General features: G+C 70.4%; 20 protein-coding genes. 4 read left to right on the forward strand and 16 right to left on the reverse strand.

Going from position 1 to position 26,154, the window contains the following annotated elements; all coding sequences use genetic code 11:
* Positions 1-602: 602 nt before the first annotated feature.
* Both tyrS and AB0I12_RS41010 read right to left on the reverse strand, forming a co-directional pair.
* Positions 603-1,895, reverse strand: a complete 1,293-nt coding sequence (gene tyrS, locus AB0I12_RS41005; protein ID WP_359941402.1) for a tyrosine--tRNA ligase — start codon at positions 1,893-1,895, stop codon at positions 603-605.
* 61 nt (positions 1,896-1,956) lie between these two features.
* On the reverse strand, positions 1,957-2,994 hold the full coding sequence (locus AB0I12_RS41010; protein ID WP_359941405.1) for a phosphatase domain-containing protein: 1,038 nt from the start codon (positions 2,992-2,994) through the stop codon (positions 1,957-1,959).
* Positions 2,995-3,103: 109 nt separating this feature from the next.
* Between AB0I12_RS41010 and AB0I12_RS41015 the strand changes: the two genes are divergently transcribed.
* The gene (locus AB0I12_RS41015) at positions 3,104-4,051 is read left to right on the forward strand and encodes an LLM class flavin-dependent oxidoreductase (RefSeq protein WP_359941408.1); all 948 of its coding nucleotides are present in this window, start codon (positions 3,104-3,106) and stop codon (positions 4,049-4,051) included.
* Here AB0I12_RS41015 and AB0I12_RS41020 read toward each other — a convergent pair.
* The 10 genes from AB0I12_RS41020 to argC all read right to left on the reverse strand — a co-directional run bounded on the left by AB0I12_RS41020 (position 4,048) and on the right by argC (position 13,303).
* Positions 4,048-4,722 carry a DNA-3-methyladenine glycosylase gene (locus AB0I12_RS41020; RefSeq protein WP_359941411.1) on the reverse strand — a complete coding sequence of 225 codons (675 nt, stop codon included), beginning with the start codon at positions 4,720-4,722 and terminating at the stop codon, positions 4,048-4,050. The two genes, AB0I12_RS41015 and AB0I12_RS41020, sit on opposite strands and share 4 nt — an antisense overlap.
* An 83-nt stretch (positions 4,723-4,805) precedes the next feature.
* Positions 4,806-6,233, reverse strand: coding sequence for an argininosuccinate lyase (gene argH / locus AB0I12_RS41025; RefSeq protein WP_359941414.1), 1,428 nt, complete (start codon positions 6,231-6,233; stop codon positions 4,806-4,808).
* Between the two features lie 16 nt (positions 6,234-6,249).
* A complete protein-coding gene (locus tag AB0I12_RS41030) occupies positions 6,250-6,978 on the reverse strand; it encodes a hypothetical protein (protein WP_359941417.1) in 729 nt (242 codons plus the stop codon).
* Positions 6,975-7,493, reverse strand: a complete 519-nt coding sequence (locus tag AB0I12_RS41035; RefSeq protein WP_359941420.1) for a sigma-70 family RNA polymerase sigma factor — start codon at positions 7,491-7,493, stop codon at positions 6,975-6,977. Before AB0I12_RS41035 ends, AB0I12_RS41030 begins: the two co-directional genes overlap by 4 nt.
* A gap of 58 nt (positions 7,494-7,551) precedes the next feature.
* Positions 7,552-8,061 (reverse strand): arginine repressor, encoded by a 510-nt coding sequence (locus AB0I12_RS41040; protein ID WP_355699061.1) that lies wholly within the window; start codon positions 8,059-8,061, stop codon positions 7,552-7,554.
* Positions 8,058-8,987: an ornithine carbamoyltransferase gene (argF, locus tag AB0I12_RS41045; protein WP_359941669.1), complete on the reverse strand. Its 930-nt coding sequence runs from the start codon at positions 8,985-8,987 to the stop codon at positions 8,058-8,060. Before argF ends, AB0I12_RS41040 begins: the two co-directional genes overlap by 4 nt.
* Before the next feature lie 2 nt (positions 8,988-8,989).
* The gene (locus tag AB0I12_RS41050; protein ID WP_359941423.1) at positions 8,990-10,192 is read right to left on the reverse strand and encodes an acetylornithine transaminase; all 1,203 of its coding nucleotides are present in this window, start codon (positions 10,190-10,192) and stop codon (positions 8,990-8,992) included.
* Positions 10,189-11,064 (reverse strand): acetylglutamate kinase, encoded by an 876-nt coding sequence (gene argB / locus AB0I12_RS41055; protein WP_355699059.1) that lies wholly within the window; start codon positions 11,062-11,064, stop codon positions 10,189-10,191. Before argB ends, AB0I12_RS41050 begins: the two co-directional genes overlap by 4 nt.
* Positions 11,061-12,275 (reverse strand): bifunctional glutamate N-acetyltransferase/amino-acid acetyltransferase ArgJ, encoded by a 1,215-nt coding sequence (gene argJ / locus AB0I12_RS41060; RefSeq protein WP_359941426.1) that lies wholly within the window; start codon positions 12,273-12,275, stop codon positions 11,061-11,063. The genes argB and argJ overlap by 4 nt, the downstream gene beginning before the upstream one ends.
* On the reverse strand, positions 12,272-13,303 hold the full coding sequence (argC, locus tag AB0I12_RS41065; protein WP_359941428.1) for an N-acetyl-gamma-glutamyl-phosphate reductase: 1,032 nt from the start codon (positions 13,301-13,303) through the stop codon (positions 12,272-12,274). The genes argJ and argC overlap by 4 nt, the downstream gene beginning before the upstream one ends.
* Before the next feature lie 182 nt (positions 13,304-13,485).
* Between argC and AB0I12_RS41070 the strand changes: the two genes are divergently transcribed.
* Genes AB0I12_RS41070 through AB0I12_RS41080 form a run of 3 tightly spaced genes read left to right on the forward strand, consistent with a single transcriptional unit; the run spans position 13,486 to position 15,463 of the window.
* Entirely contained in the window at positions 13,486-14,040 is a 555-nt protein-coding gene (locus AB0I12_RS41070) for a carboxymuconolactone decarboxylase family protein (RefSeq protein WP_359941430.1), read from the forward strand.
* On the forward strand, positions 14,037-14,900 hold the full coding sequence (locus tag AB0I12_RS41075; protein WP_359941432.1) for an RNA polymerase sigma-70 factor: 864 nt from the start codon (positions 14,037-14,039) through the stop codon (positions 14,898-14,900). Before AB0I12_RS41070 ends, AB0I12_RS41075 begins: the two co-directional genes overlap by 4 nt.
* A 44-nt stretch (positions 14,901-14,944) precedes the next feature.
* The gene (locus AB0I12_RS41080) at positions 14,945-15,463 is read left to right on the forward strand and encodes a GNAT family N-acetyltransferase (protein WP_359941434.1); all 519 of its coding nucleotides are present in this window, start codon (positions 14,945-14,947) and stop codon (positions 15,461-15,463) included.
* A gap of 76 nt (positions 15,464-15,539) precedes the next feature.
* Here AB0I12_RS41080 and AB0I12_RS41085 read toward each other — a convergent pair whose 3' ends face one another.
* From AB0I12_RS41085 to AB0I12_RS41100, 4 genes are all read right to left on the reverse strand, one after another.
* Complete coding sequence (locus AB0I12_RS41085) at positions 15,540-21,191, reverse strand: Ig-like domain-containing protein (RefSeq protein ID WP_359941437.1); 5,652 nt, start codon at positions 21,189-21,191, stop codon at positions 15,540-15,542.
* Between the two features lie 182 nt (positions 21,192-21,373).
* On the reverse strand, positions 21,374-23,584 hold the full coding sequence (locus AB0I12_RS41090) for a hypothetical protein (protein WP_359941440.1): 2,211 nt from the start codon (positions 23,582-23,584) through the stop codon (positions 21,374-21,376).
* Entirely contained in the window at positions 23,581-24,567 is a 987-nt protein-coding gene (locus AB0I12_RS41095) for a glycosyltransferase family 2 protein (RefSeq protein WP_359941442.1), read from the reverse strand. Before AB0I12_RS41095 ends, AB0I12_RS41090 begins: the two co-directional genes overlap by 4 nt.
* Before the next feature lie 40 nt (positions 24,568-24,607).
* On the reverse strand, positions 24,608-26,149 hold the full coding sequence (locus AB0I12_RS41100) for a gamma-glutamyltransferase (RefSeq protein ID WP_359941444.1): 1,542 nt from the start codon (positions 26,147-26,149) through the stop codon (positions 24,608-24,610).
* Positions 26,150-26,154: the final 5 nt, after the last annotated feature.

The following is a 26,154-nucleotide window of genomic DNA, read 5'->3' on the forward strand; positions in this document are numbered from 1 at the left end:
CCAGGATCAAACTCTCCGTTGAAAAATATGACAAACCAGCAAAGCTGGAGAGCCGACAATCGAAAAGCGATCCTTTGAATCAGAAACAAAACCATTAACTGGCTTGTCATCCGTAATAATTTCAAAGGAATCCACCCACAGACAAACAACAACCCACACCCAAGATCAAAGACCCAGGGCTAGGAGAAGTCATTCAACGCCTGTGGACAGGGTTAATGCATCTTTCGGCATTGACTTTCGGCACGCTGTTGAGTTCTCAAGAATCGGACGCACACCGCAGTCTGACCTCTCGGCCAGGCTCCCGGGGCAACCTACGTTACTATACCGGAGCAGATCCACCGAGACAAGTCCCAGTTTTTCTGACCCTCCACCCGCATCCAAGCTACCGCCCCGAGTCAGACGACCCGGTTCGGCTCAGCTAGCCTTGGGGGGTTCGGAGCGACCGGCCGCTTTCGCGTCCCGCGCCTCGCTCCAACGAAGAGAACATTACGTGGCCCGCAGGTGGACGGTCAAATCGGTTCCCGGTGCGCTGAATCACAGGCCTGTAATTTGCCGTCGGCAACCCCGATGTGGGAGTGGAGCCCACTCCCACGCCGGCACCGTCAGCCCTGCGTCCGCGCGGCCAGAACCCCTGCGAACGAACGCTTCCCGCGACGCAGCACCAGCACGCCACCAGGCAGCAGGTCCTCCGCCGCCGGCACGTACTCCGCGTCCTTCACCTTCTCGTTGTTCAGGTACGCACCGCCTTCGGCGACCGTGCGCCGCGCAGCCGACTTGCTGGCCACCAGCCCCGACTTCACCAGCAGGTCGCCGTACGTCGGCATCGGCTCGCCGGCGCCCAGCTCCACATGCGGTGCTTCGCGCAGCGCCGCCACCAGGGTCGAGCCGTCCAGCGACCCCAACTCCCCTTGGCCGAACAACGCCTTTGACGCCTCCTGCACGCGCAGGGTCTCGTCGGCCCCGTGCACCAGGGTCGTCAGCTCCTCCGCCAGTGCTCGCTGCGCTTCTCGGGCCTGAGGACGTTCCGCGGTCGCCTGTTCGAGGGCGGCCAGCTCCTCCGGCGTACGGAACGTGTAGAAGCGCACGAGCTGCATCACGTCCCGGTCGTCGCTGTTGAACCAGAACTGGTAGAACGCGTACGGCGTTGTCAGCTCCCGGTCCAGCCACACCGTGCCGGACTCCGTCTTCCCGAACTTCGTGCCGTCGGCCTTGGTCACCAGCGGTGTCGCCAGCGCGTGCGCCTTGCCGGCCTCCGTACGGCGGATGAGCTCGACGCCCGCGGTCAGGTTCCCCCACTGGTCGCTGCCACCGGTCTGCAGCGTGCAGTTGTGCCGCCTGTACAGCTCCAGGAAGTCGAGGGACTGCAGCAGCACGTAGCTGAACTCCGTGTAGCTGATCCCCTGCTCCAGCCGGGCCTTCACCACTTCCCGGCCGAGCATCCGGTTCACCGGGAAGTGCTTCCCGATGTCCCGCAGGAAGTCGAGGGTGTTGAGATCCTTGGTCCACTCGTAGTTGTTGACGATCCGGGCCGGGTTCGGCAGGGACGGATCGAAGTCGACGAACTTCTCCACCTGGGCGCGGACCTTCTCGACCCACTCGTGCACGACGTCCTTCGGGTTCAGCACCCGCTCGGACGTCTCCTTGGGGTCACCGATCAGCCCGGTGGCGCCGCCGACGAGCCCGATCGGGTTGTGGCCGGCCAGCTGGAGCCGCCGCAGCGTCAGCAGTTGCAGCAGGTTGCCCATGTGCAGGCTGGGCGCGGTGGGGTCGAACCCGACATAGGAGGTGATCGGTCCTGCCGCCATCGAGGCCCGGAGAGCGTCCGGGTCGGTGGAGTGGGCGATCAGGCCACGGCTCTGCAGGTCGTCGAGCACCTGAGTGCGGCGTTCGGTCACTAGTTCTCTCCTCGAGTACGTCGGGTCGGTACCAGTGTCCTGTACGGCGGCGTACCGCGACTCAGGTGGGTTCGGGACGTGTCAGCACCGACCGGAGCTGTGGGCGCAGCGCGTGTCCGTCCGGTCCCTGCACCGTGACCGCGGTCGGTCTGTGCGGGTCATGGGCGCCGGGGTCCGTGTTCGGGACCGGGAGGCCGTGGGACAGGACCTGCTCGGCCGGTGTCAGCTGGCGGATCCCGATGGCCAGCACATGGTCCGGATGCGTCTGCGCGAAGTCGCCGTACAACTGGGGGTCGTGCTGGCCGTCGTCACCGACCAGCACCCACCGCACGGTGGGGAACTCGCGGGCCAGCCGGCGCAGTGCGGTCCGCTTGTGTTCCTGGCCGCTTCGGAACCAGCCGGTGTTCGTCGGTCCCCAGTCCGTCATCAGCAACGGGCCCAGCGGGTACCCGTGCCGGGCCAGGAAACGGGTGAGCGTCGGCGCGGTGTTCCACGCCCCGGTGGACAGGTAGAACATCGGCGCACCGGGGTGGTCCGCCAGCAGCTCCTCGTACAGACCGGCCATTCCCGGTACGACGCGGCGCGCCTGCTCGTCGCGGACGAACGTGTTCCACGCCGCGATCAGCGGACGCGGCAGCATCGTCAGGATCACCGTGTCGTCGATGTCGCTGACGAGTCCGAACGTGGCCTCGGGGTCCGGAACGAAGATCCGCGCCCGCGCCTGCCGGTCGCCGCGCACCCCCAGCACGACCTCGTGCCACCCCGGGGGCAGCACCACCGGCACGTTCAGGTCGATGAAGCCGCCGCGATCGGTCACGGTCTCGAACGTCTGCCCGCTGACCGTGACGGTGACCGGCACCTTGGTCGCCGGCGCCGTCACGAACACGCGCCAGCCGCGCACCACCTGGTCCTCGTCGTACCGCGGCTGGTTGCGTGGATCGCGGCCGAGCACCACACGGGCCAGCACCCGGACGAACTCGGTGTTGCCGTAGCCGACCTGCGGGATGATCCGCTCCTGCCAGCCACGACGCCGAAGCACCGCCTGCACCCCGAGGTTGAACCAGTCCTCGAGACGGGACGAGTAGTGCGGACGGGCCATACCAGAAACCTACCCGTCGCACGGGCCGCTAGTCGTCCTGCCTCGCGGTCCGCGGACAGCTTTCACACGTCCTTCACGAACTGTCGGTCGCGTCGCCTACCGTCTCTCCATGACCGCTCTCGGAATGTGCTTCCCGCGTACCTATCCGGCCGCGCTCGTCACCGACGTGGCGCGGCGGCTCGACCGCGGCGGCGCGGACGAGCTGTGGATCATCGAGGACTGCTTCTTCACCGCCGGCCCGTCGCTGGTGTCGGCCGCGCTGACGTCGACCGAGCGGCTGACCGTCGGGCTCGGGATCGTGCCGGCCGTCGCGCGCACGGCCGCGGTGACCGCGATGGAGTTCGCGACGCTGGAAGCCCTCGGGCCCGGGCGGTTCCTGCCGGGCATCGGTCACGGCGTGCAGGCGTGGATGGGGCAGATGGGCGTCCGGCCCAAGTCGCCGTTGACGGCGCTCGACGAGGTGACGACCAGTGTGACCCGGTTGCTGCGCGGCGAGGAGGTCAGCTTCGAGGGGACGACGGTCCACCTCGACAGGGTGAAGCTGGACGCGCCGCCGGCCGACGTACCGCCGATCCTGCTCGGGGTGCAGGGCCCGAAGTCGATGGCGCTGGCCGGGCGGGTGGCCGACGGGGTCGTCCTGGCCGAGCCCGCCACCGCGGCGTATGTGCGTCAGTCGGTGGAGCAGGCCGGATCGCCCGATGGGTTCGTGGTCGCGGTGTTCACGTCGATGTGCGTCCGCAAGGACCGCAAGACGGCGTACGAGTGGACCGCGCCGTGGCTCGGTTCGCGGATCGGCGACCGGCCGCCGCAGCTGACCGCGCTGCCGTTCTTCGACGAGATGAAGGCGCTGTACGACGCGTCCGGCGAGGCGGGGCTGGTCGGGATGCCGGCTGACTGGTGGACCGCGATCGGCGCGATCGGCACGGTCGACGACGCAGCCGAACACATCGCCGGGCTGGAGGCGGCCGGGGTGCACCATGTGGGGCTGTTCCCGGATCCGGAGGTCGAGCACGGGTTGCCGCAGCTGGACCACGTGCTCGAGCTGGCGAACCGCTAGGCGCGCTTCTTCGGGACGTGCGGGCGGTACGGCGAGACCGTCGGGTCGTTCGGGATCCAGAAGCGCCACGGGTGGTCGGGTGCTTCGCGGAGGCCGACGCGCGGGCCGGTGGCGGGTACGCCGTCGAAGCCGGGGCCGTCGAGGAGCTGGATGGACGACGTCTTCGCCAGCAGGTCGGCGCCGTTGCCCTCGCGTCCGATGCCCAGGGCAACACAGAGGCGGGCCGGGCCACGGGCGAGGTCGCGGTCCGGGTTGTTGGCGGGGCGTTTGGGGAGCGGGCCTTTGCGGACGCCGACTGATTGGTTGACGACCACCTTTTGCGGCGCTGTCTGACGGCGGCGGGCGCGGGCGAGGTCGACTCCTTCGATGACCTCGCCGGCGCGGAGCAGGACTGCCGATGGGACGCCTTCGGGGCCGGCGACGACGTTCATGCAGAAGTGCATTCCGTAGGTGAAGTACACGTACAGGAAGCCGGGCGGACCGAACATGACCGCGTTGCGCGGTGTCTCACCCCGGTAGGCATGCGAGCCGGGGTCGTTCGGCCCGTCGTACGCCTCGACCTCGGTCACCCGGACCGCAACCGTGCCCTCGTCGGTGGTGCTGCGCAGCACCATCCCCAACAGCCGCGGCGCCACCTCCAACACAGGACCCGCCAGCTGAGAACGACGCATGCGCAGCACCTTAGGCGACAGCTAGGCAGGCCGGCCCCTCGGCCGGGTCTCCCGAATCGCCGGCGAACCGCCGGTGCCTGCCGTCAGGCCAGGCGGGTGGTGTGTTCGGTGGTGCGGGCGCGGAGTTCTTTCAGTTGTTCGGCTACGCGGGGTTGGGCGGTGCCGCCTCGGGTGTTGCGGGACGCGAGGGAGCCGTCGACGGTGAGGACCGTGCGGACTTCGGGGGTCAGGTGCGGGGAAATGCCGGCCAGGTCGTCGTCGGTGAGGTCCCAGAGTTCGATGCCGCGCTTCTCGCATTCCTGGACGCAGGCGCCGGCCAGTTCGTGGGCGACGCGGAACGGGACCTTCTGGCGGACCAGCCATTCGGCGATGTCGGTGGCCAGTGAGAAGCCCTGAGGGGCGAGTTCTGCGAGGCGGTCGGCGTTGAAGCGCACCGTGCGGATCATGCCGGTGAAAGCGGGCAGCAGCACCTCGAGGGTGTCGATGGAGTCGAAGACCGGCTCCTTGTCCTCCTGCAGGTCCCGGTTGTACGCGAGCGGCTGCGCCTTCAGCGTGGCCAGCAGACCGCTCAGGTTCCCGATCAGGCGGCCGGCCTTGCCGCGGGCGAGTTCCGCGATGTCCGGGTTCTTCTTCTGCGGCATGATGCTCGACCCGGTCGAGAACGCGTCGTCCAGCTCGACGAAACCGAACTCCTTCGTCGCCCAGATGATCACCTCTTCGGCCTGCCGGGACAGGTCGACACCGATCTGCGCGGTGACGAACGCGAACTCGGCGACGAAGTCCCGCGCCGACGTACCGTCGATCGAGTTCGCCGACGAGTTCGTGAAGCCCAGCTCGTGCGCGACGAAGACCGGGTCGAGCCCGAGTGAGCTGCCGGCCAGCGCGCCCGAGCCGTACGGCGAATCCGCCGCCACTCGGGCGTCCCAGTCGGCCAGCCGGTCCAGGTCCCGGATCAACGGCCAGGCGTGGGCGAGCAGGTGGTGTGAGAGCAGCACCGGCTGCGCGTGCTGCAGATGCGTCCGCCCGGGCATCGCGACACCCAGGTGCCGCTCGGCCTGCTCTGCGAGCGTGTTGACCTGCTCCAGCAGCAACCGCCCGATGATCCGGCCGTGGTCACGCAGGTAGCTCTTGAACAGCGTGGCGACCTGGTCGTTCCGCGACCGTCCCGCACGCAGCCGTCCGCCCAGCTCAGGCCCGAGCCGGACGAGCAGACCGTGCTCCAGCGCCGTGTGCACGTCCTCGTCCTCGGCAGCGGGCTGGAACTCGCCGGACAGTACGTCGGCCAGCAGCCCGTCGAGACCCGCGAGCATCGCGTCCAGGTCCTCGTCCGTCAGCAGCCCCGCGCGGTGCAGCACCTTCGCATGCGCCTTCGACCCGGCGATGTCGTACGGCGCCAGCCGCCAGTCGAAATCCGTCGACTTGCTCAACGCCGCCAACGCCTCCGCCGGTCCGCCCGAGAACCGGGCCCCCCACAACGCGGAGTCCCGGGCGCCGCTCTCTCCAGTGCTCACAAAGTCATCCTCTCAGTCACTTGCTCAACAGCGTGCGCCAGGTCGCGGCATCGCCCGGCGCGTACGCCCGGCTGAAGCCACACCCGAACGCGTAAGGGTCTTTCAGCGGATCGGCCCCGCCCCACTGCGGTTCGCCGGCGATGAGCAGCCGGCGGCCGACGGTGTAGTCGGGGAAGTCGACGGAGACCTGGTACCCGGATCCCTGCGGTGGGGTGGCAGTCCGCACCGTCACGGTCCGGCCACCGCCGACCGGTTTGAACCACTCGTGGACCGTGAAGGTCAGCAAGTAGCTCGGGAACGCCGCGTCCGGAGCACGCACAGCCTTCTCGACAGTGCCGTCGAAGGCGAAGGCGCGCTTCTTCAGCTCCGCCGGCGAATACCCGACTGCGCAGGAGCCGGCGATCCCTTGACTCGGCCGGGGCGACGTAGCGCTCGACCGCGGCGACGTAGTGCTCGGCCGCGGCGACGTAGTGCTCGGCCGCGGAGCGCTGGATGTTGGGCCGGGGACCGCGACCGGGTCCGGTTCCGAGGTGCCACGGTGGATCGCGACGCCACCGATGACAGCGGCTGCGGTGGCCGTCGCGGCCAGAGTGGGCACGAACACCCGGCGGCGAACGGTGCGCGTACGGCGTGATCGTACGGCGGCCTCGTCAAGCTGACGGCGGGCGTGAGCGAGGACCTCCGCGGACGGCGGTGGAACCGCGCCGGCGGACTTCAGGTCGTCCCAGTGATCGGTGGGGTTCATCGGTCAGCCTCCTGTCGGGTCCTTGCGGGGTCGGTGAGGTGCTCGTCCATGCGTTGGCGGGCTCGGTGCAACCGCGAGCGGGCGGTGCCGGGTGGGATGCCGAGCACCTGCGCAGCTTCCGTCGGGGTCAGGTTCTCCCAGGCGACCAGGAGCAGCAGTTCGCGCTCGACGGCCGGCAGACCGTGCAACGCCGTACGCAGAGCCGGTCCGAGGGCAGCGGCATCCAGCCGAGCGTCGACCGCATCCGTCTCGTCCACCGGCCGCTCGAAGCCGAGGAGCCTTGGTACGCGGAGCCGGCGTTTGCGGTAGTAGCCGTGCAGCACATGCCGAGCCACTCCGAACAGCCAGGCGCGCGGGGAGCCCAGGTCGGGGTCGAACGACGAGCGACCGGCGTACGCCGCGACCCACACCTCACCGAGCAGATCGTCCGCGACCCCGCCTGCCGTACGGCGGCTCAGGTACGCGTGGATGTCACCGCCGTGCGTATCGACCTGCGCCACGAACCATTCGTCCATCGCCGCTCCCCTCCACCCACCTCACCTCGTACTTGGCGATGGTCGGCGTCAGCGTTCGCTACTTCGGTTCGCGGGCGGCGAGGGACAGGAAACGGGCGGCGAGGTCGGGGCCGCCGGTGGGGTTGCGGGAGACGACCATGACGGTGTCGTCGCCGGCGATGGTGCCGAGGACGTCGTCCAGGCCGACGTGGTCGATCGCGGACGCGAAGTACTGGGCGGCTCCCGGCGGGGTTCGCAGGATGACGAGGTTGGCGCTGCCCTCGGCGGAGACGAGCAGCTCGGACGCGACCCGGGCCAGGCGGGCCTCGAAAGCAGCCGCCTCGCCGGCGCGCGGCGTGCGGTCGCCGCCTTCGCCCGGTACGGCGTACACGAGCTGGCCGGAGGCGTCGCGGACCTTCACCGCGCCGATCTCGACCAGGTCGCGGGACAGCGTCGCCTGCCCGACGACCAGCCCGGACGCGGCGAGCAGGTCGGCCAGCTCGGTCTGCGACCGGACCGGCTGCCGGCCGAGCAGGTCGACGATCCGCTGCTGGCGGGCCGTCTTGGTGGTGGGAACCGCAACGCTCACGACGAGAAACTCCTTGCCAGCAGCCACGACAGCAGCGCCTTCTGCGCGTGCAGCCGGTTCTCGGCTTCGTCCCAGACGACCGACTGCGGTCCGTCGATCACGGCCGCCTCGATCTCCTTGCCACGATAGGCGGGGAGGCAGTGCAACACGATCGCATCGGGCTTCGCCTTGGCGAGAAGTTCCTCGGTCACGGCGTACGGCACGAACGGCGCCTCGCGCTCGGCCGCCTCGGCCTCCTGGCCCATCGACACCCAGGTGTCGGTGGCGAGCACATCGGCTCCGTCCGCGGCCGCGATCGGGTCCTCGGTCCAGGCGACCGATCCCCCGGTCGCCTCGGCGATCGCCGCCGCGCGCACAAGCACGTCCGGATCCGGCTGGTAGTCCGCGGGCGAGCCGATCACGACGTGCATGCCGGCAGTCGCGCCACCGAGCAGGTACGAGTGCGCCATGTTGTTGGCGCCGTCGCCGAGGTACACCAGCTTCAGCCCGGAGGTCCAGCCCTTGTGCTGCCGCACGGTCTGCAGGTCGGCCAGGATCTGGCACGGGTGGAACTCGTCGGTCAGTGCGTTGATCACCGGCACCGACGACGCGGCGGCCATCTCCTCGATCCGCGACTGGGCGGAGGTCCGCCAGACGATCGCCTCGACCTGCCGGTCCAGCACCCGGGCGGTGTCGGCGATCGGCTCGCCGCGGCCGAGCTGCGAGGTCTGCGCGTCGATGACCAGCGGTACGCCGCCGAGCTCGGAGATCCCGACCGCGAAAGAGATCCGCGTCCGGGTCGACGACTTGTCGAAGATCACCGCGACGGTCTTCGGACCCGCGAGCGGCTGGTGCCCGTGCCGGTCCCCCGCCAGCTGCGCGGCCAGCGTCAGTACTTCGTCCTGCTCGACCGGCGACAGGTCGTCGTCCCGCAAGAAGTGCCGGATCGTCACGGAACCTCCACCTGGTCGAGCAGCCCCGGCAGGGCCGCGACGAAACTGTCGGCATCAGCCTTGCCGAGGATGTACGGCGGCGCCAGCCGCAACGCGTCCGGGACCGGGTTGTTGATCACGAAGCCGGCGTCCAGCGCGAGTGCCGCCACCTGGTCCGACACCGGCGCGGTCAGCTGGATCGCGAGCAGCATCCCGCGGCCCCGGACGCCCGCGATCAGCGGGTGGTCGAGCGCGATGATCGACGACGCGAGGTGGTTGCCGACGGCATTCACCTGCGCGAGCAAGCCGTCCCGCTCGATCACGGTCAGCACCGCCAGCCCGGCGATCGCCGCGACCGGATTGCCACCGAACGTCGTGCCGTGGTTGCCCGGCTGGAGCAGGTCGGCCGCCGGGCCGAGCCCGACACACGCACCGATCGGGATCCCGGCGCCGAGGCCCTTCGCCACCGTCACCAGGTCCGGCGTGATGCCGTCGGTCTCGTACGCGAACCAGGTCCCGGTCCGGCCGATCCCGGTCTGGATCTCGTCGATCCACAGCAGAGCGCCGTGCTCGGACGTGATCCGCCGCGCCGCCTGCAGGTAGCCGGCCGGCGGTACGACGACGCCGTTCTCGCCCTGGATCGGCTCGAGCACCACCGCCGCCGTCTGGTCGTCGACCGCCGCGGCCAGCGCGTCCGCATCGCCGTACGGGACGAACTCGACGTCGCCCGGCAGCGGCGCGAAGGCCTCCCGGTACGCCGGCTTCCAGGTCACCGCGAGCGCACCCATCGACCGGCCGTGGAACGCCCCGACCGTCGAGACGATCTTGGTCCGGCCGGTACGCCGGGTGATCTTGAACGCCGCCTCGTTCGCCTCGGTGCCGGAGTTGGTGAAGAACACCTTGCCCGGCACGTCGAACAGGCCGAGCAGCTTCTCGGCGAGCGCGATCTGCGGCGCGGAGGCGAAGAAGTTCGAGACGTGGCCGAGCGTGGCGAGCTGCGACGTCACCGCGGACACCACGAACGGGTGCGCGTGGCCGAGACAGTTCACCGCGAGTCCGCCGAGCAGGTCGAGGTACTTGTTGCCGTCGGCATCCCACAGGTACGCGCCCTCGCCGCGGACCAGGACCCGCTTCGGCGCGCCGAAGGTGTTCATCAGGGCGCCGGAGTAGCGCGACGTCAGCGCCGCCTGGGTGCCGTCGACAGTGAGGAGTTCGGTCATGACGGGATCACCTGGGTTCCACTTCCGGCGTCGGTGAAGATCTCGAGCAGCAAGGAGTGCGGCACGCGGCCGTCGATCACGGTCGCCCGGGAGACCCCGGACTCGACGGCGCGCAGGCACGCTTCCATCTTCGGCACCATGCCGGACGCCAGCGACGGCAGCAACCGGGCCAGCTCGGCGGTGTCGATCTGGGTGATGATCTCGTCGCTGTCCGGCCAGTTCCGGTACAACCCGGCGACGTCGGTCAGGACGACGAGCTTCTCCGCGCCGAGCGCCGACGCGAGCGCCGCGGCCGCGGTGTCCGCGTTCACGTTGTGCGCCTGACCGTCCTCGTCCGGGGCGATCGTCGACACCACCGGGATCCGGCCGGCGTCGATCAGATCGATCACCGCCTCCGGGCGGACCCCGACCACGTCGCCGACCAGGCCGATGTCGACCTGCTCGCCGTCCACCAGCGCCGTCCGGCGTTCCGCGGTGAACAGGCCCGCGTCCTCACCGGACATGCCGACCGCGAACGGGCCGTGCGCGTTCAGCAGCCCGACCAGCTCCCGGCCGACCTTGCCGACCAGCACCATCCCGACGACGTCCATGGCCTCGGGCGTGGTGACCCGGAGCCCACCGCGGAACTCGCTGTCGATGCCGAGCCGGCCGAGCATGTCGCTGATCTGCGGCCCGCCGCCGTGCACGACGACGACCCGCACCCCGGCGTACCGCAGGAACACGATGTCCTCGGCGAAGGCGCGCTTGAGCTTCTCGTCGACCATCGCGTTCCCGCCGTACTTCACCACGACGGTCTTGCCGTGGAACTGCTTCAGCCACGGCAGCGCCTCGGTCAGTACGGCGGCCTTCTCGATCGCATCCGCCTGGATCATGACGAGTACGCCGAGTTCTCTTCGACGTACGCGTGCGACAGGTCCGTGGTGAGGACCGTCGCGGACGCCGGGCCGGCGTGCAGGTCGATGACCACGTCGATCTCGAGACCGCTGAGGTCCGCCTCGGACCTGTCCACGCCCTTGCCGCCCGCAACGCAGATGGCCGCGCCGTTCAGGGTGATGTCGAGCAGCGACGGGTCGAACGCCGTGGGCGCGTTGCCGACCGCCATCGCGATCCGTCCCCAGTTCGGATCGGAGGCGAAGAACGCCGTCTTGCACAGGTTGTCTTCGGCAACGATCTTGGCGGCGGCCAGCGCCTCCGCCTCGGTCGCGGCGCCCTGCACCGTGATGCTCACGTGCTTGGTGACACCCTCGGCGTCGGCCTGCAGCTGCTTCACCAGGTCAGCAGCCAGGTCCGTGAGCGCCGCCTCGAACGCCTCGGGCGTGACCGGCACGCCGGACGCGCCCGAGCTGAGCAGCAGGACGGTGTCGTTGGTCGAGGTGCCGCCGTCGACGTCGAGCCGGTTGAAGGTCTTGGCGACCGCGTTCCGCAGCGCGTGGTCGAGGTGCGGCTGGTCGAGGACGGCGTCGGTGGTGATCACGCTCAGCATCGTCGCCATGTTCGGCGCGCACATCCCCGCGCCCTTGGCGAACCCGCCGATGCTCCAGCCGTCGGCGTGCTTCAGCGCGGCCTGCTTCGGCACGTTGTCGGTCGTCATCACCGCGGTCGCGGCCGCGAGACCGGCCTCGGGCCCGTCGCCCAGAGCATCGACCGCCGCGGAGATCCCGGGAAGCACCTTGTCCATCGGAAGCCGCTCGCCGATCAGGCCGGTCGAGCAGACCCCGATCTGGGCCGCGCCGACGCCGAGCACCTCGGCCAGCGTCTCGGCGGTCGTGTGGGTGTCCTGGAAGCCTTCCGGCCCGGTGCACGCGTTGGCCCCACCCGAGTTCAGCACGACAGCCTTCAGCGCGCCGGCCGACAGCACCTGCTGTGACCACAGCACCGGCGCGGCCTTCACCTTGTTGGTGGTGAAGACGCCGGCGGCGACGTCGTGCGGCCCGTCGTTGACCACGACGGTGAGGTCCGGCGTACCGGCTGGTTTGATCCCGGCGATCACTCCGGCCGCTCGGAAGCCGGCCGGCGCGGTCACTCCGGCGCTCCGATCGACTCCAAAATTCAGCGCAGCGTCCGGTGTGATACCTACGGTCACGGGGCTACTCCTACGAGGGGCAGGGCCGTGGTCTCGTCGAGACCGGTGGCCAGGTTCATGCACTGCACGGCGGCGCCGGCGGTGCCCTTGGTGAGGTTGTCCATCGCGGCCACGACGACGGCGCGGCCGGTGCGCTGGTCGAGGGCGACCTGCAGCTGCACGGTGTTCGCGCCGAGGGTGGCCTGCGTCTGCGGCCACTGCCCCTCGGGCAGCAGGTGGATGAAGGGCTCGTCGGCGTACGCGTCCGCGTAGGCCTTCCGGAGCGTCGCGTAGTCGGTGCCGTCGGCGACCGGTGCGCTGCAGGTGGCGAGGATGCCGCGGGCCATCGGGGCGAGCACCGGCGTGAACGAGACGCTCACCGGCTGGTCGGCGTACGGCGTGAGGTTCTGCTCGATCTCCGGCGTGTGCCGGTGGACGCCGCCGACGCCGTACGCCGACGCGGATCCCATCACCTCGGCGCCGAGGAGGTGCGTCTTCGGCGCCTTGCCCGCGCCCGACGTACCGCTGACGGCGACCACGACCAGCTGGGTCGGGTCGACGAGCTTGCTCTGCACGGCCGGCAGCATCGCCAGCGTGGAGACGGTGGGATAACAGCCCGGCACGGCGACCCGGTTCGACCCGCGGAGCTTGTCCCGTTGCCCGGGGAGCTCCGGGAGCCCGTACGGCCACGAGCCGGCGTGCTCGCCGCCGTAGAACTCGGTCCACACCTCGGCCTCCGTCAGCCGGAAGTCCGCGCCGCAGTCGATCACGGTGACGTCAGCGCCGAGCTGCTCGGCGATGGCGGCGGACTGTCCGTGCGGAAGGGCCAGGAACACCACGTCGTGACCGGCGAGGTTCTCCGCCGTGGTCTCGACCAGGATGCGCCCGGCCAGCGGCACGAGGTGCGGATGGTGCACGCCGAGCGCCGTACCGGCGTTTCCTCCGGCGGTCAGGGCGCCGATCTCGACGTCCGGGTGGCCACTCAGCAACCGGAGCAGCTCACCCCCGGCATACCCACTGGCCCCGGCCACCGCCACCGTCACGCTCATGTGAATGAGTATGCCACGAACCGCATGAATATCCAACAGGTTCGGATTGAGTTGATCCACTCGCGCGCCACAGCTCATACCCCGCCACACTGAACTCCATGCGCCCAGATGTGAGCCAGGTCATGTCACAGCGCGCGGGGCGGCGCGTGTCCCCCGGGTGACGACGACTTTCGGAGGTTGGGATGGCTCGGGTTGGGATGGTGCATCGGCGAGGGCTGGTGGTGCGGCTGGTGGAGTGGGGCAGCCGGCGGAAGTTCCGGAAGGTGCCGGATCCGGTGAAGGTGGCGTTGCACAACCGGCCGGTGCTGCTGTCGACGGCGCTGCTGGAAGGTACGGCGGCGCGCTGGAAGGCGCTCGCCCCGGAGCTGAAGGCGCTCGCGGTGATGGTGGCGTCGGCGCGGATCGGGTGCAGCTGGTGCATGGACTTCGGCTACTGGGAGTTCCACCACCAGGGTGTCGACCCGGCGAAGCTGCACGATGTGCCAAGGTGGCGCGACAGCGACGTCTACACGGATCTGGAGCGCGCGGTGATGGACTACACCGAGGCGATGACGGCCACTCCACCGGAAGTCACCGACGAGCAGGTCGAGCGGCTGCGGCAGGACCTGAGCGAGGAGCAGCTCGTCGAGCTCACCGCGATCGTCGCGCTGGAGAACTACCGCTCCCGGATCAACTCCGCCCTCGGACTCACCAGCCAGGGCTTCAAGGAGTTCTGCGAACTGAGGCCGGTCCGATGACCGACGACCAACTCGCCCGCGAGTTCGCCGAGCACCGGGCGGTGCTGGTCGGCGCGGCGTACCGGGTCGTCGGCAGCGTGTCCGACGCCGAGGACGTGGTCCAGGAGGCGTGGCTGCGCTGGTCCGCGATCGAGCACGACGACATCCGCGACGTGCGGGCGTACCTGATCCGGATCACCACCCGGCTCGCGCTGAACCGGCTGCGGGAGCAGAAGGCGCGCCGCGAGCAGTACGTCGGCCCGTGGTTGCCCGAGCCGCTGGCGACCGGCGAGGACGACCCGGCGGCCGCGGCCGAGCTCGCGGACTCGGTCAGCATGGCGATGCTCGTCGTCCTCGAGACGCTGTCGCCGCTCGAGCGCGCCACGTTCGTGCTGCGCGAGGTCTTCGATCTGCCGTACGACGAGATCGCGGACACGCTCGGCCGCTCGGAGGCCGCCGTCCGGCAGCTCGCGCACCGGGCCCGCAGCCATGTGCACGCGCGGCAGCCGCGGCACCACGTCGACAAGGCGAGCCACGACGAGCTGACGATGCGGTTCATGCAGGCCGCCGGGTCGGGCGACTTCGACCAGGTGGTTGCGCTGCTCGCACCGGACGCGGTCCTGATCAGCGACGGCGGCGGCAAGAAGCGCGCCGCGCTGCGGCCGATCCAGGGCGCGGAGAAGATCGCCCGCTGGCTGTTCGCGGTGATCGCGGACAACCCGGGGTTCGAGATCCGGATGGGCACGCTGAACGGCGAGGTCGCCTACATCGCCTACGACGGCGACGAGCCGGACACGGTCGCGTTCCTGGAGGTCAGCGACGGCCTGATCAGCGACCTGTACCTGATTCGCAACCCGGACAAGCTGCGCCAGGTGAAGTGACCGCGCCGTAGACTATCTGCAACTCAGTCGCAGATGGAGGTGCGGTGAAATACCTGGTGGCGACCCCGGACGACGCGCTCGAGCCGGGCCTGCGAGCAGATCTGCTGGACACGTGGGCGGCGGCGACGAACGCGGGCGGCGCGGTCGGGTACACCGCGCCGGCTCCGGTCGGCAAGATCGCGGAGAACCTCGACGGCGCGCTCGGGCGGGTCGCGGCCGGCCTGGACCTGCTCGGCGTCCTCCATGACGGCGAGCGGTACGTCGGGATGGGCATGCTGGTCAGCCGCGGCAGCGAGCTGCAGGCGCACTGGCGCACTGTGCTGCGCGTCATGGTGCACCCCGGCAGCCAGGGCACCGGTGCGGGCCGGGTGCTGATGGAGGGGCTGCGCGGGTCCGCCGTCGATCTCGGCCTCGAGCAGTTGCAGCTGACGATCCGCGACGGCCTCGGCCTCGAGAAGTTCTACGGTCCGCTCGGCTACCGCGTCGTCGGCCGCCACCCGCGCGCCGTCCGCGTCGCCCCCGACGACTACCGCGACGAGATCATGCTCGTCAGGGATCTGTAGGCCATCACAATCGCCGGCGGCGGGCACGGGCACGCGGCGACGGCCGCCTGCGGCGCGATTGTGATGGCCTGGCGGTTCACCTGCGGGTGCGTGACAGCAGCACGAGGGTCATGCCCAGTGCGGCGAGCAGGGCGCCGAGCGTGAGGATGATGGGCGGCGATCCGCCGGTCGGTGGGAGCTCGGCGCGGTTGACGGTGCGGAGGTCCTGGGCGGGCTCGGCGCCGACGGTGAGCCTGACCGGCGCGGCGAGCGTCGCGCCGGTCTCATCGGTCCGCTCGTAGGTCACCTTCGCCGTACCGGTGAAGGCGGCCGCCGGCTTGAGCGTGACCGTGCCGTCGGTCGCGACCGACCAGGTGCCCGCGCGGTCGGTGACCTTCTTCGCACAACTGCCGGTCGCGGTGCGGAGACAGACCGAGCTCGGCTGGATCGTGCCGCTGTCGTTGAGCAGCGGGTTCACCGCGACTGGGTTGCCCGGCGTACCGGTGGCCGTGTCAGGGGCCGCCTTGGCGAGCAGGGGACCGGCGACCGCGACGTCGATGAGTGCGGTGCCCGACGTGCCGTTCGCATCCGTAACTCGGTAGACCAATGCGGTCGTCGTACCGGCGAAGCCCCGCGCCGGGGTGTACGTGACGGCGTCCGCGCCGACGACGAAGGTGCCCTCGTGCGGCACGGTCACGGTCTTCTTCTCGTGGCCGTCGGCCGGATCCCGCAGGACGACCGATCCCGGGCGGAGCGGTGCGGACGGGTCACCGGCCTTGTCGTTGGCGAGCACGTTCACGGTGACCGCCGTGCCGAACGCCGTCTTCGCGCTGTCGTCGGCGACGACCGGGCGCACCGGCAGCACCGTGACGGTGACGGTGGACCGCGCCGAGTTGCGATTGCTGTCCTTCACGTCGTACGCCGCCGGTCGCGCGGTGCCCGTGAACGCCGACTCCGGCGTGAACGTGACCTTGCCGCCGGCAACGACGTATGCACCTTGCGCGGGGATCGCCACGTGGTCGACCAGCGCACCGCCCGGCCCGACCAGCAGCACCGACGCCGGATCGAGGGTCGCGTCCGGCCCCGGCTTGTCGTTGACGAGCGGGTCGACCGTCACCGCGACGTGCTGCTTGGTCCGGGCCTCGTCCGGTACGGCGACCGGGCGCGCCTGCACCGTGATCGTCAGCGCGCCGGATCCGACCGTGCCGTTGCGGTCGGCCACCTGATACCCGACCGGGACCGCCGCCCCGGCGAACCCGTCCGCCGGCGCGAACCGGATCGCCCCGGAAGGCTGAACCGTGAACGTGCCCTCCCCCGGCACGACCAGAGCCGCCAACGGACTCCCGTTCACCGGATCGATCAGCCGCACGCCACCCGCGACGAGCGGCGCACTCGCGTCACCCGGCTTGTCGTTGGCCAGCACGTCGACGGCGATCGCGGTCTCGTACGGCGTGGCCGCAACGTCGTCCTTGATCACGGGGACGACCGGCGTGACTGTGACCGTGAAGGACGCGCTCGCCGTGTTCCCGGTCGTGTCGCTGACCCGATAGGCGACCGACACGAGCCCGCGGTACGCCGGTTCCGGGTCGAACGTGATCTTCCCGGCCTGCACGGCGAACACGCCTTGCCCGGCGATCGTCACCCGCTGCCCCCAGGTCCCGCCGAACACCTGGACCGACTTCGGATCGAGCTCGGCACCCGTGCCCGGCTCGTCGTTCGCGAGCGGATCGACGGTGACCGTCACGTTCTGCTTGACGACAAGAGCATCCGCCACGGCCGTCGGCCCCTTGCCGACCGTCAGCAGCAGCAGACCTTCCGCGGTCGTGCCGTTGGCGTCGGCGATCCGGTACGTCGTCGGCGTCGTCACGCCCTGGAACCCCTTGACCGGCGTGAAGGTCACCGCGCCGTACGCATCGACCGCATACGTGCCTTCGCCGGCCCGGGTCATCGTCTTGCCGAACTGTCCGGCCGCGTCTTTCACCACCACGCTCGCCGGCTTCAGCGGCGCCGACGCGTCACCGGGCTTGTCGTTCGCCGGCACGTTGACCGTGATCGCATGCCCGTACGGCGTGATCGCCGAGTCGTTGACCGCAACCGGGTTGACCGGCGTCACCGTCATGCTCAACGTCGAGGTCGCGTGATTGCCGGCCGAGTCGGCGACCCGGTAACTGACCGGACTCGCCTTGCCCCGGAAGCCCGGCAGCGGGTCGAACTCGACCGAGCCCGTCGGCTGCACGGTGTAGGTGCCCTGGCCGGCGATCGTCAGCTTCTTCGCCGACCCGTTCAGCTCGACCGAGCCGCGATCAAGCGTCGCGTCGGTGCCCGGCTGGTCGTTCGACAGCACGTTCACCGTCACGGTCACGTTCTGGAGCGTCGATGCGTTGTCCGCGACCGCGACCGTCGGCCGGCCGACGGTGACGGTCAACCGCGCGGTGGTCCTCGTTCCGTTGGCGTCCGCCACCTGGTACGTCACCGGCGTACCGGGACCGCGGAACGCGGCGCCGGGATCGAAGCGGACCACTCCCCCGGCGGCCGAGTATGTGCCCTCGTTGGGTATCCGCACCGTCGTCTTCAGTGCACCGTCGGCCGGATCGACGAGCAGCAGACTGCCTGGGGCCAACGGCGCCGTCGCGTCGCCGGCCTTGTCGTTCGCGAGCACCTTCACCGTGACGCTCTTGTCGTACGGCGTCCGCGCGGCGTCATCCGTCGCGACCGGCGTGATCGGCGTGATCGTGACCGTGATCGTGGACCGCGCGGTCTGACCGAACAGGTCGGCGACCCGATAGCCGACCGGACTCGCCACGCCCCGGAAGCCGGGCAGCGGATCGACGGTGACCGCGCCGTCCGGGGTGACCTGGTAGTCGGCCTGCCCAGGGATGTTGACGATCTTCTTCAGCGAACCGTCGGCTGGATCGACGAGCGCGAGGCTGCGCGGGTCGAGCGCGGTCCCCTGTCCGGCGAGGTCGTTGGCGAGCGGCGCGACGCGAGCCGTGACGTTTTGCTTCGTGGTCGCGGTATCGGGCGCGGCGGTCGGCGCGGGCGGTTTCGCGACCGTGACGGTCAGCGTCGCCGTGGCCGTCGTACCGTTCACGTCCGAGACGCGGTAGGTGACCGGCGTCGCGGCGCCGGTGAACTTCGGCAGCGGATCGACGTCGACCGTCCCGTCCACCGTCATGCGGTAGGTCGCCTGGCCGGGGATCACCAGCGTCGCGGTCGGCAGCTTCGTGGCCGGATCGATCAGCCGCACGGAGGTCGGCACGAGCGGCACCGACAGGTCGCCGGCCGTGTCGTTCGCGAGCACGGGCACCGTCACGTTGGTGTCGTACGCCGTACCTGCGGTGTCGTCGGACGCGTCCGGGACGACCTTGGTCACTCGGGCGGTCAGCGTCGACCTGCCGATCGCATTGTTGCTGTCGGCGACCTGGTACCCGACCGCGGTCGCAGTACCGCTGAACGTCGGCAACGGCTCGAACAGCACGCGGCCGTCGGCCCGCACCGAGTACTTGCCCTGGCCAGCGATAACGAGCGACAGCACGGGCTGCGTCGGTGTCAGCAGCCGTACGCTGCCCGGCTTCAGCGCCGCGCCCGTCGGCCCCGGCTTGTCGTTGGCAAGGACGGCGACCACGACAGACCGGCCCTGCAGCGTGGTGATGGTGTCCGGGTTCGCGACGGGCGGGCCGGGCGCAGCGACGGAGACGGTCAACTCGGCGCGCGCCGCCGTACCGTTCTTGTCGAGCACCTGATAGGTCACCGGCGTACCGACGCCAGTGAAGCCGTGCAGGGGCTGGAACGTCACGCTGCCGGCCGCAACCAGGTGCGTCCCCTGCCGGGCGATCGTCACGTGGTCGACGAGCTGCTCGCTGGCCGGGTCCACCAACCGGAGCGTGGCGGGCACGAGCGGTGCGTCCGGCGAACCGGGCAGGTCGTTGTCCAGCACGGGTACGACGAGGTCCGTGTCGAACGCGGTCGACACCGAGTCGCCGTTCGCGGTCGGCGTCACCGGCGTGACCGTGACGGTCAGCGTCGACTCCGCCGTCTGGCGAGTGGAGTCGGTGACGCGGTAGCCGATCGACGTACCGACGCCGGTGAACTCCGGCTTCGGGACGAAGTCCACGCCACCGCCGGGCTTCACGACGTACTCGCCCTCGCCCGCGATCACGACCTTCTTCTTGAACGTCGCGTCGGCTGGATCGCGCAGTACGACGGAACCGGGCAGGAGCTGCACACCCGCGGCGGCGCGGTCGTTGGCGAGCGGCTTGACGGACACGCTCACGTTCTGCGGAGTCGTCGCGGTGTCGGGAAGCGCGACCGGGCGGTCCGGCAGCGAGACGGTGACGGTCAGCTTCGCGGTGGCCACCGTACCGTTGCTGTCGGCAACGCTGTAGGTGACCGGCTTGGCCGGTCCGACGAAGCCGGGCACCGGCTCGACGCGGACAGTGCCGTCGGGCATGGCGACGTACTTGGCCTGGCCCACGACGTTCACCATCTGCACGCACTTGCTGCCGTCGACGAGGCAGAGCGTCCCGGGCGCCAACGGTGCACCCGGATCACCCGGCTTGTCGTTGGCGAGCACCTTGGCGACGACTGCCGTGTTGAACGCGGTCGTCGCGGTGTCGTCGATCAGGACCGGCGGTGGCGGCGGCGTGATCGCGAACGGGTAGTCCTCGACCTCGCCGGCATCGGCCGCGCCGGTCGGCTTCTCGACCTGCGCATCGCTGTACCCGACGCGCACCCGCGCGTACGACGCTCCGGCCTTCGGCGCGAGCTCGGCCCAGCGCAGCGTCACCGTGGTCTGCCCGGCGGCGACGGCGGCGCACGCCCGCTCACCCGGCTCGAACGTCCCGTTGACGTTGACGTCGATCCACGCACACGCACGCCCGGCCTTCGACGTACCCGCGAGCTGGAGGTCGGTCGTGTACGTCGTTCGGCTGGTCCGGAGCGGCTTGAAGGCGACACCGTCGTCGGCCTGATCCGCTGTCGCCGGGCCGGTCGTGCCGTTCGCGACGCCGGCATTGTCCTCGGTGACGTCCTTCCCGAGGTGTACGTCGCTCAGCGCGGACCACGCGGCGCCGTACGAGGCCGGCGCGTCGCCGAAGTCCTCGGGAGCCGACGCGACGACCGAGAACGCGTCGCCCGACGAGCCGTTGTTCACCGCGGGAAGCTTCGGGTGCTTGGTGAACAACGCTGTCACGTCGAAGCTGACCTCGGTGACGACCCCGTTCACGCGCACCGATCCGCAGGCGGCGGTCGCGGACGTGTCGAGGCCGGACGGGGACTTGGTGTTGACGCAGTTCGGACCGGAGTCGTGGTCGGCGGCGGTGATCGTGTCGCTGGTGACCGCCAGGTTGTTGCCCTGGCCGAGCTTCGTGAGGCTGAGGCCCGCCGTGCTGAGCTTCAGGACCGCATGCAGCTCGGACTGCGCGGTCGTCCGGCCGCTCACGGTCCGCGTGACCGATCCGCCGAGGCCGCCGAGGTGCAGGACCGGGTTCCGCACCGGCTGGGAGAACGCGATCGTCATGGTGCCGCGCTCGCCGCAGCCGCCGATGGACGCGCAGTCGCCCGTGTTCACCACCACGTCCTGCGCCGGAGTGCTCGTCCCGATCGCCGGCTGGTAAGTGGCCGGACCGATGCCGCGGAATCCGGCGGTCGTCGGATCGCCGAGCTGGGTCAGCCCGCTGACGGTGATCGTCTGCCGCAGTCCGGAGCCCGGCATCACCGTGGTCGCCTCGGTGAACGGAGTGGTCGGCACTTCGTAAGCGGTCGCTGTCAGAGTGCCGAGGCTCAACAGGCCGGTGGCAACAAGAATGGCCCCCGGTCGGGTTGCCCGCATCAGTCCCGCCCTTCCGAGCAATCAGGTGCATTGCTGCGGCCGCGTGGCGGGCGGGCCTGCGTAGACGTAACGGTCCACGCAGACTCTATGTTACGGGTAAATCACTCTCCGAGGTCGTAGATCCGGACCTTCCCGATGCTGTGTCGGCGGACGGCGAGCTGGTCGAGCGCGGGCGACACCGCTCCGTTGCGCAGGTCGGCGTACAGCCAGCGGACGCCGTACTCGTCGCGCATCCTGCGCAGCACCTCGGCGGTCGGGGCGGTCAGGGCCTGGTCCATGAGGGCGACGCGGTCGGGCCACGGCGACGGCTGCTCGGTGTAGCGGCGGCCGCCGGCGCCCTGCCGGGCCATCGCCTGGTTCGTGTACGCCCAGCCCTCGATCAGTGTGCGGCGGCCGGCGATACCGCTCACGAGATAGCCGCGGGCGTCACAGCCTGGCGCGGTTGAACCCGCCGGACGGCACCAGGTGTTCGTCGCCACCACATCGGTGGGGGCGGAGTTCTGCCCGAGCCACAGCGCCGCCTCGGCCTCGTCCGGGTACACCCACCACCGCACGGCCCGGTACGTCGGCGCCTTCTCGGTGTCACCCCGGATCGCGCTCTGTACGAACGAGCTGATCGGAGCGGTCGAGAGCAGCACGAGGACGACGAACATGCCGCCGCCTGCTTGTCGCAACGTCAGCCGCCACACGAGCAACAGGAACAGCGTGATGGCGAGAACGACCAGCAGCATCCGCGTGCTGAGCCACAACTGGCGACCGGTCGAGGCAGCCGGGACGCCACGGGCCCAGACCAGCAGACCGGCGTACCCGACTGAGAGCACGAAGGCAGCCACCGCGATCGGCACCGGACGGCCGGAGGCTCGCGCACTGGTCGCGGCGAACCACCCCGCTCCAGCCAGGCTGAACGGGGCGGCGGTGTAGACGAAGTACGACTCGCTGACCGACGGATGGTCGACGAGCAGGTAGCCGGCCCAGCCCGCGACCATCGCGCCGAGCAGGAACCACGCGACCGGATCCCTGCGTCCGACCACGCCGAACCCGGCCCAGGACATCGCCTGCAGAGTCAGCAGTAGTCCCAGCAACAGACTGAGCGTCCCGATCACCTCACCGTGCACGAGCGCCGGCAGGATCAGTCCACCGGCCCCCGGCTGCGTCTTGTCACCAGTGGCCGCGGTGTAGACGGGCAGCGACTTCAGTACGGCCAGAAACTGCAACCGCGAGCCGCTGGTGCTTCCTGCGACGGTCAGGAAGGTCACCGCGCCTACCACCAGCAGCACCGCCGCCGTACCGACCAGACGCCACGGAAGCCGCCGGGTTGTCACCAGGAGGTAGAGCGCGGCGAGAGCGACTGCCGCGACCAGCAATGGCAGCACGGTCGGCTTGGAGCCGCCGCCGACCACGGCGATCGGCACGATGAGTAGCCAGAGCCGGTGGCTGCCGTTCTTGAACAGGAGCTCGATGAGGAAGACGGCTGTGGTGACAGCCGCGACCATGCCGAAGGTCTGCGACGGGCTGAGCAGGCTCACCGGTGGTGCGAGGTTCACACTCGTGTCGACGAGCAGGAACAGCTGCGGCGCGGCCAGCGCAAGCGCGGCGAGCACGCCGGTCCACCAGGTGCGGCTGACGATCCGGGCGAGTGTCGCGCAGACGAGCAGCGAGACAACCAGCCACGGCAGGACCCAGAGGCGGAACAGCACGATCAGCGGAGTGAGCCGCGTGACGTCGACGGCCGCGGCCATGTCGGCATTCGCGAACCAGTGGTAGTCGAGCCGCTCGCCGACGACCTGGGGAACCTCCGGCGGCACTGCGCGGGTCAGCTCGTGCACCATCGACAGGTGGTACAGAAGGTCCGGGTAGTACGCCTCGCCGTGCGGCGGCATCGGGTGGTACGCCATCACGCCGAACGTCGCCGCGCCGAGCATCACTGCCGCGGACACCGCCAGCCCGACGGTCCACGCGACCGGCAGCGGGCTGGGCTCGGCGATCCGGAAGTGCTGCCGCCCCGCGACAGCGAAACCGATCAGGACGAGCGCCGGCCACACGATCAGCCAGTCCTGCAGGCCGGCCGCGGTGAAGAGCGCCCAGCCGATCAGCTGCCACGTCGCGCCGACGACCGATCCGAGTCCGAGATCCTCCGCCCAGTTGCCCGTACTGCGCCACACGGCCCGCAGCAGCAGCGTCCCGGGCAGCGCGATCGCTCCGGCGAAGTACCCGACGTACTTGACCAGCGGACCGGCGCCGACGTCGCCGAGCGACGCGAACCCACCGGCTGCCACCAGAATCGGCAGCAGCCACGGGAGGGACCGCTTCATCTGTTGGTGGGCGTGCTCTCGTGGACGGGCTCCTGGTGCCCGTGGTCCTCGAGGCTGTCGTAGCCGACGAGGAACTGCGGTCTGCGTTGGCTCGACTGGAACAGGCGGGCGACGTACTCGCCCAGGAGGCCGAGGCAGAGCAGCTGGATCGCGCCGATCACGCTGACCGCGAGCACCGTCGATGTCCAGCCGGGGATGCTCCGGCCGGTCAGCTTGATCACGAGCGCGCCGACGACGAACAGCCCGGACATCGCGCCGCCGAGCAGACCCAGCCAGGTCGCCAGCCGCAGCGGGGCCGCCGAGAACGCGGTCACACTGTCGAACGCGAGCCGCACCATCTTGGAGACGCTGTACTTCGTGGAGCCCGCGGCCCGCTCCGCCCGGACGTACCTGACCTCGGTGCTCGGGAAGCCGAGCCACGGGATCACCAGCCGGAACACCCGGCCGTCGTCGGGCAGCGCGTTCACCGCGTCCACCACGCGCCGGGTCACCAGCCGGAAGTCGGCCGCGTCGAACGGGATGTCCTTGCCGACCAGACGGCACATCAGCCGGTAGTACAGCCGGGCCGACGTACGCTTCGCCCAGGAGTCGCTCGAGCGGTCCGAGCGCACGCCGTACACGACGTCGACGTCCTGCTCGCGGACGGCCTGCAGGAACTCGGCGATAACCTCCGGCGGGTCCTGGAGGTCGGCGTCGATCGTGACCACGTACCGCCCGCGGGCGCGGCGGAAGCCGGCCGACTGCGCTGCCTGGTGGCCGCTGTTGCGGAGCAGGCGGACCACCCGGAGCTGCGGCCAGTCCTTGGCGGCCTCCAGCAGCAGCGCCGCGGTCCGGTCCCGGCTGCCGTCGTCGACGACCAGCAGCTCGTAACTGATGCCCAGACCGTCGAGCAGCGGGTGCATCCGCTCGAAGAAGATCGGCAGCACCTCTTCCTCGTCGTACATCGGTACGACGACGGAGAGCTCGGGGTGGGTGTCCCGCATCGGCTGCCTTTCGGATCTGTCTGTGGGCTGACCTTACCGGTCAGGGTGAGATCGCCACGGCTCCGGTACGGCGCGGGTCGCCGACCGCGAGCAGACCGTCGGCCGGATCCCAGAACGCGGCCGCGACGCCGCCGAAGTACATCGAGTGCGGCGGCATCGGGCGGGACGGCAGCGCCGTCGTCCCGGACACCGGCAGGTCGTCCTCGTAGTCGACGACCACGTCCTCGCGGACACGGACGTGCAGTCGCGGATGCTCGACGGCCTCCCGCAAGGGCAGACCGCCATGGGTGTGCAGCGCGTAGACCTGCGCGAGCGCGGTCGGGATCCGGTCCGAGCCGGGCGAGCTGATCGCCAGCACGGCGCCGTCGCGGTCGCGGCGGGCGACGCTCGGGGCCATGTTCGAGGTGAGGCGGGTGCCCGGGGCCAGGCTGTGCGGTCCGCCGTGCAGGAGCTCCTGCTCGCCGAGGGCATTGTTCAGCCAGATGCCGGTGCCGGGCGTGAGGACGCCGGAGCCGTAGCCGGACGAGACCGTGATCGCGCACGCGTCGCCCTGGTCGTCGACCACCGACACGGTCGCCGTGCTCGGCGAGGTCAGCGCACGGAGGTCGCCGGCCGCTGCGAGGTCGAGCAGCTTCTGGCCCTCCAGCTTGCGGACGTCCTCCCTGTCGAGCTCGGCCAGCCGGCGCCCGAGGACCGCGTGCTGGACGTCGACCAGCCGCTCCAGCTCGGCCTGGCTCCAACTGCCGTCGGCCGGTACGCCGTCGAGCAACGCGAGCATCGCCGCCACGGCGACTCCCCCGACCGCGGGCGGCGGGTTGGTCGCGAGGCGCCAGCCGTTCTGCTCGACGACGAGCGCCGGGCGGACGACGGCCTCGTACGCGGCCAGGTCCTCGGCGGTCAGGATGCCGTCGTTGGCGGCCATGTCCCGGATCAGCATCTGCGCCAGCTCACCGGTGTACATCGTCTCGGCGCCGTCGCGGGCGATCAGCTCGAGCGCCTCGGCGAGCTCCGGGATCACGACCGTGCTGCCGGCCTTGATCACCTCGCCCTCGCCGTCGTGCACGACACCGTGGCTCGGCTGGTGCCAGCCGAAGATGATCTCGTGGGTGAAGCCCAGGTAGTAGCCCGAGGTGCGGCTGAGCGGGAAACCGTTCCGGGCGATGTCGATCGCGGGCTGGACGACCTCGTGCCACGGCGCCTTCCCGGAGCGGCGATGCGCCAGGTCGAGCGCTCTCATCCCGCCGGGCGTGGCGACGGAGCCGTGGCCGACGGTGGTCGTCGTACCGCCGCCGTAGTCGGTGGTGATGTCCCAGACGCTGCGGCCGAAGCGGTCGGCCGACAGGCCGCGGCCGGGCATCTCCACCCAGCCGTCGATGGTGACCGGGTCGCCGCCGGCGACCTGCAGCGTGACGAACCCGCCCGAGGCCGGCGACACGATGCCGACCTCGTTCACCATCGTGACGAGCGTGGCGGCGATCGCGGCGTCCACCGCGTTGCCGCCTTCCGCGGCCACCCGCACACCGGCGTCGGCGGCCGCCGCATTCGCCGCCGCGACCGCCACCCGCGGGTGACCACCTCTCATGACCG

The sequence above is a fragment of the Kribbella sp. NPDC050459 genome (genome assembly GCF_040655315.1).
In the GTDB taxonomy this organism is placed as follows: domain Bacteria; phylum Actinomycetota; class Actinomycetes; order Propionibacteriales; family Kribbellaceae; genus Kribbella.

What these genes read in the sequence shown, in the direction of transcription:
- AB0I12_RS41010 (WP_359941405.1), bottom strand. Translation starts at nt 2,994, where the DNA reads ATGGCCCGTCCGCACTACTCGTCCCGTCTCGAGGACTGGTTCAACCTC.
- AB0I12_RS41015 (WP_359941408.1), top strand. Translation starts at nt 3,104, where the DNA reads ATGACCGCTCTCGGAATGTGCTTCCCGCGTACCTATCCGGCCGCGCTC.
- AB0I12_RS41020 (WP_359941411.1), bottom strand. Translation starts at nt 4,722, where the DNA reads ATGCGTCGTTCTCAGCTGGCGGGTCCTGTGTTGGAGGTGGCGCCGCGG.
- AB0I12_RS41030 (WP_359941417.1), bottom strand. Translation starts at nt 6,978, where the DNA reads ATGAACCCCACCGATCACTGGGACGACCTGAAGTCCGCCGGCGCGGTT.
- AB0I12_RS41035 (WP_359941420.1), bottom strand. Translation starts at nt 7,493, where the DNA reads ATGGACGAATGGTTCGTGGCGCAGGTCGATACGCACGGCGGTGACATC.
- AB0I12_RS41050 (WP_359941423.1), bottom strand. Translation starts at nt 10,192, where the DNA reads ATGACCGAACTCCTCACTGTCGACGGCACCCAGGCGGCGCTGACGTCG.
- argB (WP_355699059.1), bottom strand. Translation starts at nt 11,064, where the DNA reads ATGATCCAGGCGGATGCGATCGAGAAGGCCGCCGTACTGACCGAGGCG.
- argC (WP_359941428.1), bottom strand. Translation starts at nt 13,303, where the DNA reads ATGAGCGTGACGGTGGCGGTGGCCGGGGCCAGTGGGTATGCCGGGGGT.
- AB0I12_RS41070 (WP_359941430.1), top strand. Translation starts at nt 13,486, where the DNA reads ATGGCTCGGGTTGGGATGGTGCATCGGCGAGGGCTGGTGGTGCGGCTG.
- AB0I12_RS41075 (WP_359941432.1), top strand. Translation starts at nt 14,037, where the DNA reads ATGACCGACGACCAACTCGCCCGCGAGTTCGCCGAGCACCGGGCGGTG.
- AB0I12_RS41090 (WP_359941440.1), bottom strand. Translation starts at nt 23,584, where the DNA reads ATGAAGCGGTCCCTCCCGTGGCTGCTGCCGATTCTGGTGGCAGCCGGT.
- AB0I12_RS41095 (WP_359941442.1), bottom strand. Translation starts at nt 24,567, where the DNA reads ATGCGGGACACCCACCCCGAGCTCTCCGTCGTCGTACCGATGTACGAC.
- AB0I12_RS41100 (WP_359941444.1), bottom strand. Translation starts at nt 26,149, where the DNA reads ATGAGAGGTGGTCACCCGCGGGTGGCGGTCGCGGCGGCGAATGCGGCG.